This window comes from Streptomyces sp. NPDC050508 (genome assembly GCF_040655155.1).
Classification (GTDB): domain Bacteria; phylum Actinomycetota; class Actinomycetes; order Streptomycetales; family Streptomycetaceae; genus Streptomyces.
In genome coordinates this window covers 466,290-482,116 of record NZ_JBFAJJ010000003.1, presented here as the reverse complement: position 1 = coordinate 482,116, position 15,827 = coordinate 466,290, and the positions used below count along the sequence as shown (strand labels likewise).

11 protein-coding genes, 1 tRNA gene and 1 pseudogene are annotated in these 15,827 nt (G+C 71.9%); 6 read left to right on the top strand and 7 right to left on the bottom strand.

Going from position 1 to position 15,827, the window contains the following annotated elements; all coding sequences use genetic code 11:
- The first annotated feature begins 169 nt into the window (after nt 1–169).
- The gene (locus tag AB0I69_RS11600; protein WP_363095397.1) at nt 170–724 is read left to right on the top strand and encodes a DUF3455 domain-containing protein; all 555 of its coding nucleotides are present in this window, start codon (nt 170–172) and stop codon (nt 722–724) included.
- A gap of 79 nt (nt 725–803) precedes the next feature.
- Here the strand turns inward: AB0I69_RS11600 and AB0I69_RS11595 are convergent, their stop codons facing one another.
- Nucleotides 804–2,942 (bottom strand): ATP-binding protein, encoded by a 2,139-nt coding sequence (locus AB0I69_RS11595; RefSeq protein ID WP_363095396.1) that lies wholly within the window; start codon nt 2,940–2,942, stop codon nt 804–806.
- A gap of 275 nt (nt 2,943–3,217) precedes the next feature.
- Between AB0I69_RS11595 and AB0I69_RS11590 the strand changes: the two genes are divergently transcribed.
- Nucleotides 3,218–4,483 (top strand): alpha/beta hydrolase-fold protein, encoded by a 1,266-nt coding sequence (locus tag AB0I69_RS11590; RefSeq protein WP_363095395.1) that lies wholly within the window; start codon nt 3,218–3,220, stop codon nt 4,481–4,483.
- 8 nt (nt 4,484–4,491) lie between these two features.
- On the opposite strand, the pseudogene AB0I69_RS11585 reads toward AB0I69_RS11590, so the two are convergent.
- Nucleotides 4,492–4,725: pseudogene (locus tag AB0I69_RS11585) on the bottom strand (helix-turn-helix transcriptional regulator); the annotation flags it as partial.
- A 59-nt stretch (nt 4,726–4,784) separates the two neighbouring features.
- Nucleotides 4,785–5,243 carry a cupin domain-containing protein gene (locus AB0I69_RS11580; protein ID WP_363095394.1) on the bottom strand — a complete coding sequence of 153 codons (459 nt, stop codon included), beginning with the start codon at nt 5,241–5,243 and terminating at the stop codon, nt 4,785–4,787.
- A gap of 173 nt (nt 5,244–5,416) precedes the next feature.
- Here AB0I69_RS11580 and AB0I69_RS11575 point away from each other — a divergent pair, with 173 nt between their 5' ends.
- Nucleotides 5,417–6,031, top strand: a complete 615-nt coding sequence (locus tag AB0I69_RS11575) for a TetR/AcrR family transcriptional regulator (protein ID WP_363095393.1) — start codon at nt 5,417–5,419, stop codon at nt 6,029–6,031.
- Between the two features lie 16 nt (nt 6,032–6,047).
- On the opposite strand, the gene AB0I69_RS11570 is transcribed toward AB0I69_RS11575, so the two are convergent.
- The 3 genes from AB0I69_RS11570 to AB0I69_RS11560 form a co-directional block, all read right to left on the bottom strand.
- Nucleotides 6,048–8,429, bottom strand: a complete 2,382-nt coding sequence (locus AB0I69_RS11570; protein WP_363095392.1) for a hypothetical protein — start codon at nt 8,427–8,429, stop codon at nt 6,048–6,050.
- Between the two features lie 3 nt (nt 8,430–8,432).
- A tRNA-Lys gene (locus tag AB0I69_RS11565) sits at nt 8,433–8,504 on the bottom strand.
- Nucleotides 8,505–8,555: 51 nt separating this feature from the next.
- Nucleotides 8,556–9,575, bottom strand: coding sequence for a lysylphosphatidylglycerol synthase transmembrane domain-containing protein (locus AB0I69_RS11560; protein WP_363095391.1), 1,020 nt, complete (start codon nt 9,573–9,575; stop codon nt 8,556–8,558).
- 209 nt (nt 9,576–9,784) lie between these two features.
- Here AB0I69_RS11560 and AB0I69_RS11555 point away from each other — a divergent pair, with 209 nt between their 5' ends.
- On the top strand, nt 9,785–11,263 hold the full coding sequence (locus AB0I69_RS11555; RefSeq protein WP_363095390.1) for a glycoside hydrolase family 3 N-terminal domain-containing protein: 1,479 nt from the start codon (nt 9,785–9,787) through the stop codon (nt 11,261–11,263).
- Between the two features lie 3 nt (nt 11,264–11,266).
- On the opposite strand, the gene AB0I69_RS11550 is transcribed toward AB0I69_RS11555, so the two are convergent.
- Nucleotides 11,267–12,577 (bottom strand): glycosyl hydrolase, encoded by a 1,311-nt coding sequence (locus tag AB0I69_RS11550; RefSeq protein ID WP_363095389.1) that lies wholly within the window; start codon nt 12,575–12,577, stop codon nt 11,267–11,269.
- 8 nt (nt 12,578–12,585) lie between these two features.
- Between AB0I69_RS11550 and AB0I69_RS11545 the strand changes: the two genes are divergently transcribed.
- Both AB0I69_RS11545 and AB0I69_RS11540 read left to right on the top strand, forming a co-directional pair.
- Nucleotides 12,586–13,596 (top strand): BadF/BadG/BcrA/BcrD ATPase family protein, encoded by a 1,011-nt coding sequence (locus tag AB0I69_RS11545; RefSeq protein ID WP_363095388.1) that lies wholly within the window; start codon nt 12,586–12,588, stop codon nt 13,594–13,596.
- Entirely contained in the window at nt 13,593–15,827 is a 2,235-nt protein-coding gene (locus AB0I69_RS11540) for a glycoside hydrolase family 3 N-terminal domain-containing protein (RefSeq protein ID WP_363095387.1), read from the top strand. Before AB0I69_RS11545 ends, AB0I69_RS11540 begins: the two co-directional genes overlap by 4 nt.

Below are 15,827 nucleotides of genomic sequence, written 5' to 3'. Positions count from 1 at the left end.
GTCCAGTGAGCAGTGCTGGTCATAAGTCGATCAGAAGTTGGCAACCCGGCCGCGTGTATTCCCCCGTACATTGCGGCAGCGGGGCCGAAGATCATCTGATCGGCCCAGAAGTCCGGATACCCGCGACCGACCCGCGACCCTGTTCAGAAATTGCTCTGGAGACACACCGATGAAGATCGCCAAACGTCTCGTCCTCACCACCGCGGCCCTCACCGCCGTGACCGCCGGCACGCTCGTGAGCGCGACCGTCGGCCAGGCCGCCACCCCGCAGCGGCCCGTCCACCTCGACGTCACCGTGCCCGACGCGCTGAAGGTCCCCGACGGCAACAAGCTCACCGGCGTCTTCTCCGCCGCCGGCGTCCAGACCTACACCTGCACCAACGGCGCCTGGACGCTGCTGGAGCCCGCCGCCACCCTGTGGGCCAAGAACGACCGTTCCAAGCGTTCCGTCGCCCTGCACTCCCGTGGCCCGGTGTGGGTGTCCACGGTCGACGGCAGCGCCGTCAACGGCTCCGCGATAGCCAACTCCCCCAAGACCGGCACCATCCCCGAGCTGCTGCTGAAGGCCACCGCCACCCGTGGCACCGGGACCTTCGCCGACGTCTCCTACGTCCAGCGCCTCGGCACGAGCGGCGGCGTCGCTCCCACCACGGCCTGCACCGGCACGGACCAGGTCAGCGTCCAGTACACCGCGACGTACGCGTTCTACAAGCCCGCCAAGTGACACGGTAGGCAGTGCGGAAGGCGGCGGCTTCCCGGTGATCCTCCGGGGGTCGCTGCCGTGCCGCTCCGCTCCGCCCGGCTCAACTCCCTTGCGACGGCTCCTGTTCGGCCCTGATACGGCCGTGGACCTCCCAGTCCCACACCGTCTCGCGCACCTCGTCCAGGGCGCGGGCCAGATGCCGGCGGTAGGTGCTGAACGCCATGTTCAGCCTCCGAGCCACGGCGTCCTGGGTGGACGTCGAGTGGTACGTCATCGTCAGTACCTCGTGCAACTGCCGGGTGCGGGCATGGGAGTTGAGGCGCTGGACGGCCTTGCCGATCAGGTCGCGCAGCGCGGTCACCGGGTCGCCCTCGCTGAGCTCCTCCACCAGTCGGCTGCGCAGCAGCGGGTTGTCGGCGAGCCCGCCGGGGTCCAGCCAACTGCGCAGCGCCTCCCGGACCGCGGCGTCCGACTCCTCCCGACTCAGCGACGTGAGACGGGACTTGGGCTCCTTCGCCGCCAACGCCGGTGCCCCGCTGAGCAGTCGGGCGTCGATTCCCTCGGCCCACTCGTCCACCCGCACCGCCCGCCAGTCGTGGCAGAACAGGCCGTAGCCCCGATCGGCACGGACGGCTCGGTGCGGTGGCTGGAACATGCCCAGGTACGTCATGAGCGGCGCCCAGAACTTCGGTTCGGCGCTGACGACGCAGGACCAGGCGCAGTGCTTTGCGCGCAGCAGCTCGAAGACGATCCGCATGCGCACCAGGTCCCACGACCGCGAGGGGCGGTGACAGTTCTCCTCGTGCACCATGAACCGGGCCACACCGAGGTGTTCGCCCTGCCGCGGGGGCGTCATCGAGGAGACCAGCTCCCATGCCTCCGCCGTCACCGGGTCGACCGTCCGTGTCTCGTCGTCGAGGTCGTCGATCCTCAACCAAGCGATGAATCCCAGCAGTTGACCCGTGTCGCAGCGCCGGTGGACGTGGAACGCCTCGGGCTGACGCTTCAACCAGTGGGCGACGACACGGGAGTTGTGCTCGCCCTCGACCCTGAGTGTCAGGTCGATCAGCGCGGGGGCGTCCTCCGGCCGCATCGGCTGTTCATGGACGGCGGCTTCGTCCCGGCCGCCCTGGAACTCCCGCAGCCACTGGGCCCTGGAGACGATGTGGTTGAACTCGCGGGCGGCCCGCAGCGCCTCCTTCTCCGGCGCGTTGCGGACGCGCTCCACGAAGTGCCGGCGCAGCGTGCGGTGCATGGCCTTGTACCGCTCCGGATCGCGCCAGCGGAAGTCGCTGTCGAGCGCGTCACGGACGACGTCGTACGGGCACACCCCGAAGGGGCCCGACTTCATGAAGGACAACTGCCGTAGCCAGGCGAACAGTTCGGTGGCGTCCTCGTCCGGGAGGACCACGCGCAGGAGTTCCTCCGTGGTGTCCACGACATGGCCGCAGACTTCGAGTGCCCGTCGATGGGCGGACGACGGCGGCTTGCCCACCATGTGCGTCAGCAGCCGGTCGACGACCGCCCGCAACGGAGCCCAGAACACCTCGTCCGTCGAGGTGTTGTCGTGTGTCGCGGCTTCGGCGGCCAGTCGTAGGGCGAGCGGATGGCCCGCGGCGAATCCGAGAAGCGCGGCGTGCAGCGAGGGGTCGGCGCCCTGTGACGTGAGCAGGGCCGCCGAGTCCGCGGGCCCCAACTCCTTGAGCGGCACGACCTGTAAGACCTCGCTCCACGCGAGGTCCGCCTTCCAGAGGGGGTCCGGTGCGAGCCGGCCGGCGACGACGACCAGGGCACCGGCCGGCAACCGGGGGAGGAAGCGGTCGCGGATCCACTCCTCCATGTCCCGGTACCGCTCGAAGTCGTCGACCAGCAGGACAGCGTTGTCCTGGGCGAACACTTCGGCGGTCGCTTCCTCGAAGGCCGCGGGAGAGAAGTCGACCGTACGGGCGTCGACGCCGACGACCGGCCGGCCGGCGTCGCGTGCCTCCGCGGCGAAGCGCTGCAGCAGCGCGCTCTTGCCCATGCCGCCCGGGCCGTGCAGCACGATGACCATCGGGGCGCCGGGCTCTCCGGCCAACGCCCGCCGAAAGAGGGCCAGTTCCTCTCGCCTGCCGACGAAGTACTGCAGTCGGGCGGACGCGAGCCGGTCGGCCAGCCGGCTGCTCTCGCCCGATCTGCCGTGCCCGTCCGCCGAGTTGCCGCCGGGTCCGGACCGCAAGGCGGAATCACCCTTCGCCATGCCGTTCCCCTCCCCGGAGTCGACCGCTTCGGGCCGCTGCGAAACCTACCGGTTCGGGCCGGACGATGGGGGACGGCCAGACCTTACGTCGGACTTACGGACGACTCGACCGATCGCCGGCGCGACGCCGTAAACCTGTGACGGGTCCGTCCGTGGAAACAGGGACGGACCCGCTTCTTTGTCCTATTCGCGCTCGTTGAGGAACGCAGAAGGGTCCATAGCCCTCCTTCTGTGTGAAGGAACGAGCACAGGCAAGGAACCGGGGACTGAGTGGCATGGGTTTGACCAGCGAGACTACCGTTTATGTGATGGCGGCCGTCGCCGTCGTCTGCGTGGCGCTGCTTGTCTGGGTATGGCCGCGGCTGGCGAAGCCCACGGTGCGGCAGGTGCTCGGGCGGCTGACGGCCATCGGGGTGACACAGGTCACGATTATCGCCGCATTCGCGTGCTGGCTGAACTCCTCGTACCAGTTCTTCGGATCGTGGGACGAGCTCTTCGGCAACACCGACACCGCGCCCGTCGGCGTGACCCAGGCGGCCGACCACAACGGCGACGGCGCGACGGGCGTCTCCGTGAAGGGGGCGCTGGTGCAGCCCGCCTCCGACGAGCAGTTGAACCGGGTCAGCGGACTGCCCACCGGCAATCCCGCGGTGAACGGGAAGGTGGAGTCGGTGAAGGTCATCGGCCGCCGCACCGGTGTGGTCGACCCGGCGTTCGTCTACCTGCCGCCGCAGTACTTCCAGAAGGCGTACGCGCGGCAGCGCTTCCCCGTGGTCGTCGCCCTCAGCGGCTACCCCGGCAGCATCTTCAACCTCGCGCAGTACCTGCGGGTGTCACAGACCGCCGGGCAGCTGCAGCGGAGCGGTCAGATGCAGCCGACCATAATGGTGATGATCCGGCCGACGATCGCCCCGCCGCGCGACACCGAGTGCGTGAACGTCCCCGGGGGACCGCAGACCGAGACCTTCCTCGCCAAGGACCTCCCGCAGGCCCTGAAGTCCGCCTACCGGGTCGGCCACGACGCCAGCGCCTGGGGCGTCATGGGGTACTCCTCCGGCGGCACCTGTGCCCTGCAGCTGACGATGCGCAACCCGCACGTGTACACGACGGCCGCCGCCCTCTCGCCCGACTACCGGATCAAGGACGACCCCACCACCGGGAACCTCTTCGGCAGCGGGCTCGGCCGCGTCAACCGGGTCAACGGGCACGACCTGATGTGGCGGCTGAAGCACCTGCCCGCACCCCAGGTCTCCGTCCTGGTCGCCGAGAGCAAGCACGGCGAGCGCGGCTACCCGCAGACCCTCGCCTTCATCAAGGCCGTCAAGGCGCCCATGCGCGTCGTGTCGATCCTCCCCGACTCGGGCAGCCACAACTTCCCCACCTGGGTACGGGAGATGCCCGGCGCCCTGAAGTGGATGAACCAGCAACTCACCTTCCCCCAGGACGTCGTGCCCCGGCACCTCCCCGCGAAGAAGAAGGGCCACAGCACCGTGCGCGCCGAGGGCACCGAGCCCACACCGACCGCGCGGACGCGCAAGTGACGTCTCCCTCAAGGGCGTTGGCCGCCACCCTCCGCCCCCAGCGTGCCGGGTAGTTCGCCGCGCCGCCCGATGCCCAACTTCCGTTAGCAACTGGTGAGATGGGTCTCCACCGTGCGGCGCGCGAGGTGCGGCAGGTCGGCGATCTCGGTGTTCGTGCGGCCGAGGGCGGCCAGTTCGGCGATCCGGCGCTCACTGTTCGTGAGAGACCCGGAACCGGTGCGGGTGGGGGCTGTCCGCCGCGCAGCACACCCCGCGCGTACAGGAAGTGGACAGGATGTCGCCCCGTACGGCGCCGGGTGCCTCAGACGAAGTCGGTCGAGGGGACCGTGGCGTAGCGGCTCATCATCTCGATCGTCGACTCGGCGTTGAACTCCCGGCCGCCGGCGATCATGTCCCGCAGGTCGCGGAAGTACTGCACGAACAGGTCGGGCGTGAAGGTGTTGACCATCACCGCGGGTTCGTCGCCAGGGTTGGCGAAGGTGTGCGGGGCGCCGGGCGGGATCATCGCGAGGGTGCCCGCCGGGGCGATGTGGACGGTCTCGCCGATGGTGAAGTGCACGGTGCCGGAGACGACGTAGAAGCCCTCGTCGTGCTGGGCGTGGCGGTGCTGCGGCGGGCCCTGGGTGTGCGGGGCGAGGGTGATCTCGCCGATGCCGAGGCGGTGGCCGGTGGTGCTGCCGTCCTCCAGGATGCGCATCGTGACCGGCCCCAGGCGGATCGACTCGCCGTCGTCCGGACCGACCACGGAAACCTCGTTCATCGCCGACTCCCTTGTGTTGGGCGCGAGTTGTGCGTCCGTCGCTGCGCTGTGCCCTCAGCACAGTAGGCGGGTAGCTCTCGTTATGCAAGCAGACTCTCATGATGAGAGCTTGTCGTGATAAGGTGCGGGAGACGGACGGCAACGACGAGCGAATACGGGGAAGTGACGCACCGATGGCGACAGCACAGACGGACACGGGCCGCAGCAACCAGAAGAAGCGCACCCGTACGGCGATCGTCGAAGCGGCTCGCGGACTGATCGGCACGGGCAGCGAGGTGACGATGCCCGAGGTCGCCCGCGTCGCCCTGGTCTCCGAGGCCACCGCCTACCGCTACTTCCCCGACCTGCCCTCGCTGATCGGTGAGGCCCTGGCCGGCGTCTGGCCCGACCCCGTCGACGCGCTCGGCCCGGTCGCCGACTCCCGCGATCCGGTCGAACGAGTCGCGTTCGCCTGCGAGTTCCTGCTCCGCGGCACACTGGCCCGCCAGGGCGGGGTGCGCGCGATGATGGCCGCGACCATCGTCCGCCCCGAGGCGGCGAAGATGAGGCCCGGCATCCGTTTCGGGCTCATCGACCACGCGCTCGCCCCCCTGGCGGGCACCCTCGGGGAGTCCGACCCGGACGCGTTCACGCAGCTCAAGCGGGGCCTCGCGGTGGTCATGGCCGCGGACGCCCTGTTCACCCTCACCGACCAGTGCGGGCTCACCCCCGACGAGGCCGTCGCCAGCGCCGTACGCACCGCGACGACCCTGACGGAGGCGGCGGTGCGCACGGCGACGGAGGGCTAGGGGCTGTCGGTAACTCTCAACTGTCCTTCGCTGCTACGGCAGTTGGGTCCGTCGCCAGCCAGTGGCCGTCCGTGGTCCAGCCGACGAGACGGCGAGCCCGGCCTCCGTCCGCCGTGCCGTCGGGGGCGAAGCCGCCGCCGTCCGCGACCAGGCGCAGCCCGGCCAGGGCGGGTGCGAGGCGGGCGGCGACGTGGGCGGGGTGGCGGGCCGCCTCCTCGTCGAGGGCGGTGAGTACGCGCCGCTGTTCCGCGGGCGGGCAGAGGGACAGGTGGAACACCAACTGCCGCCAGGCGTACGCCGCGTCCTTGATCGTGGAGTACGGCCAGGGGTTGCGGTGCACCCGTGCCGTCAGCCGGCACACGGTGACGAAACAGCGACGCGCCAGGTCGGCCCACCCGGGCTCGGGGGCGATGCCGACCCGGTGGACCAGCGTGGCCAGGTTGTGGGTGGTCAGGATCTGGGACTGCTCGATCACCTTGCCGCTGCCCGCCACCCAGAACCCGGACGAGGACTCGGTCGATCCCACCGGGGCCGAGGACGCCGCCGTGGCCCGCTCCGCGCACAGCCGCGCGAACCCCGGGGACGTCCGGGGCCCGGCCCCGGCCTTGTCCGGCCGGCCCGCCGCCTTGCCCTCCTCGACCGTCGCCTCGGCGATCGCCAGATCGCGGATCGCCGCGTAGTCGATGCCGTAGTACCGCTCATACAGCGAACCGCCGAGCAACTCGCCCGCGATCCGGGCCGCCACAAGGAACTTGGGGCCGAAGGCGTCCATGAAGATGTCGGCGGCCAGCTCCTCCACCAGTGGGGCGCCCAGGCCGGACTGGCGGGCGAGCACGCCGAGTTCGCGCACCAGCGGGTTGGGGAGGATCGTGCCCGGGAACCCCTGCACGGCCAGCTCGCCCAACTGCCGTAGCAGCAGGGCCGCTTCGGCCGTGCCGTCGCCGCGCTGTGCGGACACCGCCCGCACCCAGGGCAGTTCCCCGATCCGGACCTGCCCCTCCAGGTTGAGCAGGAGCAGCGAACGGCGGTTGCGGAACGCGCGGTAGTTCGCGGCCATCAGCGTCCGCAGCGCCTCGTCGTCGTAGCTCCGCGCGGTGGCGTCGGCGACCAACCGCGGTACCAGTTCGGCCAGTACCTCGGCCGAGGGGACGACTCCCCGCTCCACGAGGGTGGCGACCGGTGCGCTCAGCGCGCCCTCGACCACCCGGCGTAGCCCGGACGGGAGTTGGGCGCCGGCGGGCAGGCCGGTCTCCCGCTGCTCAGGCTCGGAGACGGGGGCGAGCACGGGGCCGAGGTCGGCGATGCCGGCCTCCTGGGGCAACCCGGCGAGGCGGCCCACCAGCACTTGCGCCAGGGCGTGGTGGGAGGGGAGAGCGGCTTGGGCCCGTTGCACGCGGCGGAGTTCCGTGTGCGGGGCCGAGCCCGGCAGACCGCGCCGCCGCACCATCGACGCGACGGCGTGCCGCAGCAGCCCGAGCCGCCGCGCGTCCAACGGCCGCCCGGCGACGGTCTCTTCCAGCGCGCCGCGCAGAATGCCCAGGTTCTCCTTGGGATTACGGTGCTTCCCGCAGCGGGTGTGCTCCTCGGCCAGTGACCGGTAACGACCCAGCAGCGCGGCGCCCCGCGCCAACCAGTCCGCGTCCGGGGCGAGTTCGAGCACCCGCCCGTCCTCCCCGCCCGCCGTCTCCAGCCAGTGCACGAGCAACTCGTCCCCGAACGGCTGCCATACGGCGAGTGCCTCGCGCTGTGCCTCCACGGCCGCGTTGGGGCGCCGCCGGACCAGCCGGTCCACGGTGTCGGAGACGGTACGGCGGTACAGCGCGTCGGTGACATCCGACGCGGCCCGGCCGGTCGACGGGCGGGGCAGGAACCGGAGTTGATCCGCGAACGGCTCCAACTCCGCGACCAGGTCCAGCGCGGCGGCCGTCTCCCCGAGCCGCACCAGCCACGCCATGGTGAGCAACGCGCCCTCCTCCGGCACGGTCACCTCGTACCGCCCACTGTTCAACTGCCCCCACAGCCAGGTGAGTCCGGTGTCGGTCAGACAGTGCGCGAACAGCGCCCGCCGGTCCGCGGGCACGCCGAACTGCTCCGTGAGCCGCGTCTCGTACGGCTGGAGCGGGCCGCCCGCGCTCGGGGTGCCCGTGGCGAAGCCGCCGTGCACCACCTCGGGGGTGACCCAGGCCGGGAGCCCGGTCACCGGGGTGCGCGAACCGATCGTCAGCAGGCCGCCGGACATCCCCGCGAGCACGTCACGCCAGCGCTGCGCGCGGCCCTCCGCGCGGCGGCGGGTGTCGGCGTCCTCGTGGGTCAGCGCGGTCCTGAAGGCCTTGGCCAACTGACCCTGGGCATAGCCGGGGTTCGCGGTGAGGTGCTGCTGGTCAGCGTCGTCGTCCATAAGCCGACGTGGCAGGTCCTGCCCCTGCGCCCTCCGGGATAAGAGCCCGGTGCTCTGCTACTGAGCTACACGTCGATGAGCAGCGACGTTAGACGGTGGACGAGGGGCCGGACAAGTGGCTTTCGGTCACAGCACCTTCCGGTGGACCAGCGCCGACAGCATCAACGCCCCCGGCAGCAACGGCACCCACACCGTCAGGACGCGGTAGCCGATGACGCTCGCCGTGGCCAGGTCCATGGGGGCGCCGAACGCGACCATCGTGAACACCGTCGCCGCGTCCACGGGACCGATCCCGCCGGGTGCGGGCACGGCGCCGACCGCGGTGCTGGCGGCGAGGAACGCGAGGACCACCTGTGCCCACGACAGCGGCAGGCCGAGCGAGGCCCCGACCGCGAAGATCACGGTCGCCTGCAGCACCGGAGCGGCGGCCGCCCCGCCCCACAGGGCGAGGATCCGGCTGGGCATGGTGTGCAGCTGTCGTACGTCGGTCAGGGCGGTGCGGACGCAGCGCAGCGCCGGGCGGCGGAGGGGAGGCACCACCGCCAGGAGGATGCCGGCCGTGCCGAGCGCGGCACCCAGACCCCCGAAGGCGAGGACCAACGACCAGCCCCGCGGGACGAGTTGGCCGGAGCGCAGGATCTCGGGGAAGGTGATGAGGAAGCCGAGGAGGACGAGGGTCTTCGCGATCGGCCTGACCAGTGAGTACAGGGCGAGTGAGGCGGTGGCGCGGGCGAGGGGGATGCCGCGGCCCTGGAGGAAGCGCAGCGTCACGGCGTGGGCGCCGATGCTCGCCGGCAGGGCGTGGTTGGCGGCGCCGGCGGCAAACTGCGAGGCGATCAGCAGGCCGGTCGGCAGCCGTTCCGGCACGGCGCCCTGGCGGACCAGGGCGGCGGTGCCCCAGCCGAGGCAGGTGAAGAAGAACGCGGCGAGCAGCCACCAGGGGTCGGCGGAGGCGAGCCGGGTCGTGCCGTCGTACATGGCACGCCAGTCGACCGCCGCCCACACCGCGATCAGCAGCAGGGGCAGCAGGGTCAGCACCTTGGTGGCGAGGCGCGCCGCGGAAGGGAGGCGGAGGGGGACGGGGGCGGGGCCGGCGGTGGAGGCGGGGAGCGGCCCGGGGATGTCTTCGAGCGGAAGCAGGGGCACGAGGCGAAACGTTCCCGTCCGGTATGACGTCGTGGTGTCCGGAAGCGGAAGGAGCGCGGGCGGCTGGGCGACGCGGACGGCACGCAGCATGCGAACGGCCCGCGTGAACGTATTACCCGTATCACCCGTGTCGCCACCCAGATCATTGCCTGAATCAACAATCCATCGGTTTGTTGACTTTAGGTTGAGCGAGCCATTTCAATTCCAGTATGACCCACGCCGAGCGTTCGTCCGTCACCGCCACCGCCCTTCCTGTCGACCTCGACGAGGCGGCGCACCGCTGTCTGGTCGCGGGGTTCGACGGCACGACGACCGTGCCGGACACGCTCAAGCGACTTGTCGACCGCGGCCTCGGCGGGGTCATCCTGTTCACCCGCAACGTGCGGGACGCCGAGCAGGTGCGCCGGCTCACCGACGAACTCCGCGCGATCCGCCCGGACCTGCTCGTGGCCATCGACAACGAGGGCGGCGGCATCGGACACCTGGTGAGCGCGGGCGCCCCGGACGTCCCCGGCTCCTACGCCCTCGGAGTCGTCGACGACCCCGCCCTGACCGCCCGTTGCGCCGACGCGCTCGCCGGGCACCTCGCCACGCTCGGCATCACCGCCTCGTACGCGCCCGTCGCCGACCTCCAGCACCAGCCGCGCAACCCGATCGTGCGCACCCGCTCCTTCGGCGCCGACCCGGACCTGGCCGCCCGCCATCTGCGCGCCTGGATCACCGCCACCGACGTGCGTGGCATCGCGTCCTGCGCCAAGCACTTCCCGGGCCACGGCGGCACGGTCACCGACAGCCACCACGGCATCGCGATCGACCCGCGGCCGTACGACGAACTCCTCGTCGACCTCGAACCGTTCCGCGCGTCCATCGCGGCGGGCGTGCCGATGCTGATGAGTGCCCATGTCGTCTTCCCGGCCCTGGACACCAACCGCCCCGCCACCCTGAGCCGCCGCATCCTCGGTGACCTGCTCCGCCTCGAACTCGGCTTCGACGGCGTCCTGGTGAGCGACGCGCTGGAGATGAAGGCGATCGCCGACGCGTACGGCGAGGCGGCCGGTGCCCGGATCGCGCTCGCCGCGGGAGCGGACCAAGTCATCGTCGCCGTACCGGACTTGGCGGTCACGCTCGGCTGCCGGGACGCCGTGCTGGACGCGCTGCACTCGCAGGTGCTGGCGGAGGAGCGGGTGCGGGAGGCGGCGGGACGGGTGCAGCGGCTGGCCGAACGGTACGCGACCCCGCGCCGGCGGGTCGCCGCCTGGGACGCGGACGCCGGGCTGGAGGCGGCCCGCCGTGCCGTGCGCACCGGCACCCTGCCGCCGCCGCTGCGCGGCGCCCACGTCGTCGACCTGTTCCCCGCCCCGCACCCCGCCCTGAACTGGGGCGGCGAGGACCTCCTCACCGAATTGCGCGCCATCGACCCCACGGCCACCGGCACCGCACTCAACGCGGAACCGGCCGACCCCGCCGCCCTCGTCGACACGATCCTGCGCGAGGGCGCCCCGCTGGTCGTCGCCACCTCCGACGCCGGCCTGCACCCCTGGCAGGCGCGACTGCGCGACGAGTTGGTGGCCCGGCGACCCGATGCTGTGCTGGTCGACAGCGGGCTGCCGGAGGGCGGCACCCTCTGCTCCTACGGGCGGGGGCGGGTCAACCTGCGGGCGGTCGCGGAGGTACTGGCGGGCGTGTGACCGTCACGACGACCGAGGCGGTCGTACGACTTCCTTGATGCCTCGTGCCGCCAAGTACCCCTCGTCCTCCGCCCGTTCGGCCAGAACCACCGCAGGCCGGACGCCTTCCGTGCGCAGCCGCATCCACTCCTCGAAGTACGCCCCGCCCGGTCCCGACACCGAGCGGGTGCCCGGGGTGCAGTCCAACACCAGTGCGGTGTCCCGGAGTTGGACGGTGTGCGGCTCCGCGGCGGCTTCGGCGAAGGCTTCGGCGATCGGCTTGGGGCGGCCCGACGAGTCGAACAGGCCCAGCGTGTATTCGAGTTCGGGGTAGTCGGCGAGCGAACGGTCCACGTCGTGCGAGCACCACCAGGTCACACCCCACAGGCCCGCGCACTCGGCCGCGTTCCGCACGGTCGCGCGCGCGAACTCCGGGGCGTCGGCCGCCGGGATGTGCGGCTCGGGCGCGCCGGTCTCCTGGACCCAGACGGGCCGGGCCGGGTCGGTGGCGTACGCCTTGGCCAACTCCGTGCCGTACTCGGCGAGATGCAGCACCTGCGGGGAACGCGGGCCGTAACGGCGGGCGCAGTCGCCGGAGAACACCCACGGGTGGACGGTCGTCAGATCGCCCTTGCGGGCCGAGGCCTCCGGGGTGAACGGATGGTCGTCGCCGTACCAGGCGGCGTCGTACGCGGAGTGCGTGACCAGGCGGTCCGGTGGCAGGTGCTCGCGGGCGGCGGCCAGCAACGTGTCGAGATAGTGGTCCACCTCGGTCACCGTCACCGGGTTGTGCTCCACCAAGTTGTTGAGCTCGTTGCCGAGTTGGAGACCGATCAGGTTCGGGCGGTCGGCGAGGGCGCGGCCCAGCGTGCGCAGCAACTCCGCCTGGGCGGTGATGGCCTCCGGGTCGGTGAACACGTTGCGGTGGTGCCAGCTGCGGGTCCACTCCGGGTAGAAGTCGAAGCTCGACAGATGGCCCTGGACGCCGTCCACGAGGACGTCGAGGCCCGCCTCGCCCGCCAGGTCGACCAGGTGCACCAACTGGTCCACGGCGGTCCTGCGGATGAGGGTGCGGTTGGGCTGGAGGAGCGGCCAGAGGTGGAAGACGCGGACGTGGTCCAGGCCGAGCCCGGCTATCTGGGCCAGATCCTCGCGGGCGTGCGCCGGGTCGAAGTCGTGCCAGGAGTGGAACCAACCGCGGCGCGGCGTGTAGTTGACGCCGAAGCGGAGCGTAGGAATGGGATCCTCCCCAGGTCCGGTCTTGCCCTGTCGGTGGCTTTGGCTCTTGTTCTGCGGTCTTCGGCTCTTGTTCTGCGCGAATGTATCAACCACCATAGTCAGTGATGAGCAATGATTTGAACCAAGAATTCACCGGTGACCTCGTCGTCGGTCTCGACGCCGGTGGCACCCGCACCCGCGCCGTCCTCGCCGCCGCCGAGGACGGGCGCCCTCTAGGCGAGGGCGCGGCCGGGCCCGGCAACGCCCTGACCGTCCCGGTGCCGCGACTCACCGACCATCTCGCCGAAGCGATCGGGCAGGCGGTGCAGGAGCGGGCGCGCGCCCGGGTGGTCGCCGTGTCCGGCGGTTTCGCGGGCGCCACGGCGGCCTCCACCGAGGAACCGGGACACGTCAACGCCCGTGCCGCCCTCACGGCCGCGCTACGGCGCCTGGGCATCGCGGCCGACCGGTTGCGGGTCTGCAGCGACATCGAGGCGGCCTTCGCCTCCGCCCCCGGCACCCCCGCCGACGGCCTCGCCCTGGTCGCCGGCACCGGCGCGGTCGCCCTGCGCATCACCGACCGCCGCTCCACCGCCACCGTGGACGGCGACGGCTGGCTCCTCGGCGACGACGGCAGCGGCTTCTGGATCGGCCGGAGCGCGGTACGGGCGGCGCTGCGGATGGCGGACGGGCGGGGAGCCGCTACGGCCCTCGCTGTGTCCGTCGGCCGGGCGCTCGGGGTACCGGGCGAGGCCCTCCCCGGCGACGGCGACTGGTCCCGCGCCCACCGCGAGGCCTACCGCATGCACGTACTCCCCGCCGTCATGGCCGAACTCCCCATCCGCCTCGCCCGCTTCGCCCCACTGGTCGTCGAGGCGGCCGGCGAGAAGGACACCGTGGCGGAAGGCATCCTCGACGAGGCGGCAGACCAACTGACCGACACCGTGCGCGCGTTGGAGCCGAACCCCGGCGAGCGGATCGTCGCGACCGGCGGCCTGCTCGGCCCCGAAGGCCCGCTGACCGCCCCCCTCACCACCCGCCTCCACACCCTCGGCCTCACCCTCGACTGGGTCCCGGACGGCTGCCGCGGCGCGGTCGCCCTCGCCCGGCTCGCCCACGACGGTGACACCCGATGACCGACCCCACCACCCCCGTCTACCGCGACCCCAACGCCCCCGAGGACACCCGGGTTCGCGACCTTCTCGCCCGTATGACCCTGCGCGAGAAGGTCGGCCAGCTCAACCAGCGGATGTACGGCTGGGACGCCTACCGACGCACCCCCGGTACTCCTGACGGCTTCGAACTCACCGACGCCCTCCGCGCCGAGACCGACCGCTTCGCCGGACTCGGCGCGCTCTACGGCCTGTTCCGCGCCGACGCCTGGTCCGGCGTCGACCACTCCAACGGGCCCGGCGCCCAAGACAGCGCCGCCCTGGCCGAGTTGGTGCAACGCCAGGTGATCGGGAGCAGCCGCCTCGGCATCCCGGCACTCTTCGTCGAGGAGATGCCGCACGGGCACATGGCCCTGGACGGCACGGTCCTCCCGGTCAACCTGGCCGTCGGCGCGACCTGGGACCCCGAGCTGTACGAGCGGGCCGCCGCCCACGCCGCCGCCGAACTCCGCGCCCGTGGCGGCCATGTGGCCCTCGTCTCCGCCCTCGACATCGCCCGCGACCCGCGCTGGGGCCGTACGGAGGAGTGCTTCGGCGAGGACCCGCACCTCGCCGCCCGCCTCACCGAGGCGCTCGTCAGAGGCATGCAGGGCGGCGACACGACAGTCGGGTTCGCTCCCGACAAGGCCCCCGTCGTCCTCAAGCACTTCGCCGGTCAGGGCGCCACGGTCGGCGGCCGCAACTCCGCCGAGTCCGAACTCGGCCTCCGTGAACTCCACGAGATCCACCTCCCCGCCGCCCGCGCCGGAGTCCGCGCCGGGGCCGCCGCCGTCATGTCCGCCTACAACGAGGTCGACGGCCTGCCCTGCTCCGGCAACCGCGCCCTGCTGACCGAACTCCTGCGTGCGGACTGGGGGTTCGAGGGGCTCGTCATGGCCGACGGCCTCGCCGTGGACCGCCTTGCCCGCATCACCGGCGACAAGGTCTCGGCGGGTGCCCTCGCGCTCAACGCCGGTGTCGACCTGAGCCTGTGGGACGAGGGCTTCACGCATCTGGAGGAGGCGGTCGAGCGGGGGCTGGTGGCCGAGGAGGCCATCGACGCCGCCGTGGCGCGCGTGCTCAGCCTGAAGTTCCGCCTCGGCCTCTTCGAACGGCCCTACAGCACAGGCGAGTTCCCTGCCCCACAGCAGGGCAGGGAGCTGAGCACCGCCCTCGCCCGAGCCGCGGTCACCCTCCTCCACAACGACGGCGACGCCCTGCCCATCCCGGCGACCGTCTCCCGCATCGCGGTCATCGGCCCCCAATCAGCCACGTCCGCCCACCAGTTGGGCGACTACACGGCACCACAGAACTCCGGTGTCAGCGTCCTCGAAGGCCTACGGCAACTCGCCCCGCCCGGCACCCACATCCGCCACGCCCCCGGCTGCGCCCTCACCGGCGACGACCTCTCCGGCATCCCCGAGGCGGTCGCAGCAGCAGCCGCCTCCGACCTCGCCGTCCTGGTCCTGGGCGGCAGCAGCGCCCGTACCCCCGACACGGACTTCGACGCCAACGGGGCGGCACGGAACGCCGTTTCGGAGATGACCTGCGGCGAGGGCGTCGACCTCGCGGGCCTGAGCCTCGGCCGGGCGCAGCACGCCCTCCTCGACGCGGTCACCGCCACCGGCACACCCACCGCGCTCGTCCTGATCCAGGGCCGCCCGCATGTCGTACCCGAACGGGCCGGCGCGCTGCTCACCGCCTGGTACCCCGGGCCGTGGGGCGGCGAGGCCATCGCCGAGGTACTGCTCGGCAGGGCCGAACCGACCGGGCGCCTGCCCGTCTCCGTGCCCCGCTCTGTGGCCCAACTCCCCGTCTACTACAACCACAAGGACACCGAGTACGGCGGCTACGTGGACGCCGACGCCGAGCCGCTCTACTCCTTCGGCCACGGGCTGTCGTACACGAGCTTCGCGTACGGTCCGCCGCGCGTCACGGGGAACGTGATCGAGGTCGAGGTCACCAACACCGGGAAGCGGAGCGGTCGTTCGGTCGTCCAGGTGTACGTCCGCCGACTGTTCACCCGGGTCTGGCCGCGCACGCTCGAACTGCATGCCTTCCAGGGCGTCGAGTTGGCCCCGGGGGAACGTCGTAGGGTCGAGATCCCCTTCGGCACCGACCAGTTGGAGCAGGTCGGTGCCGTGGAGATCCGTGTGGCGGAGTCCGCTCGGGCCGCGCTGGGCGTCGAACCCGTCGTCGTAACGCTCGGAGCTTGA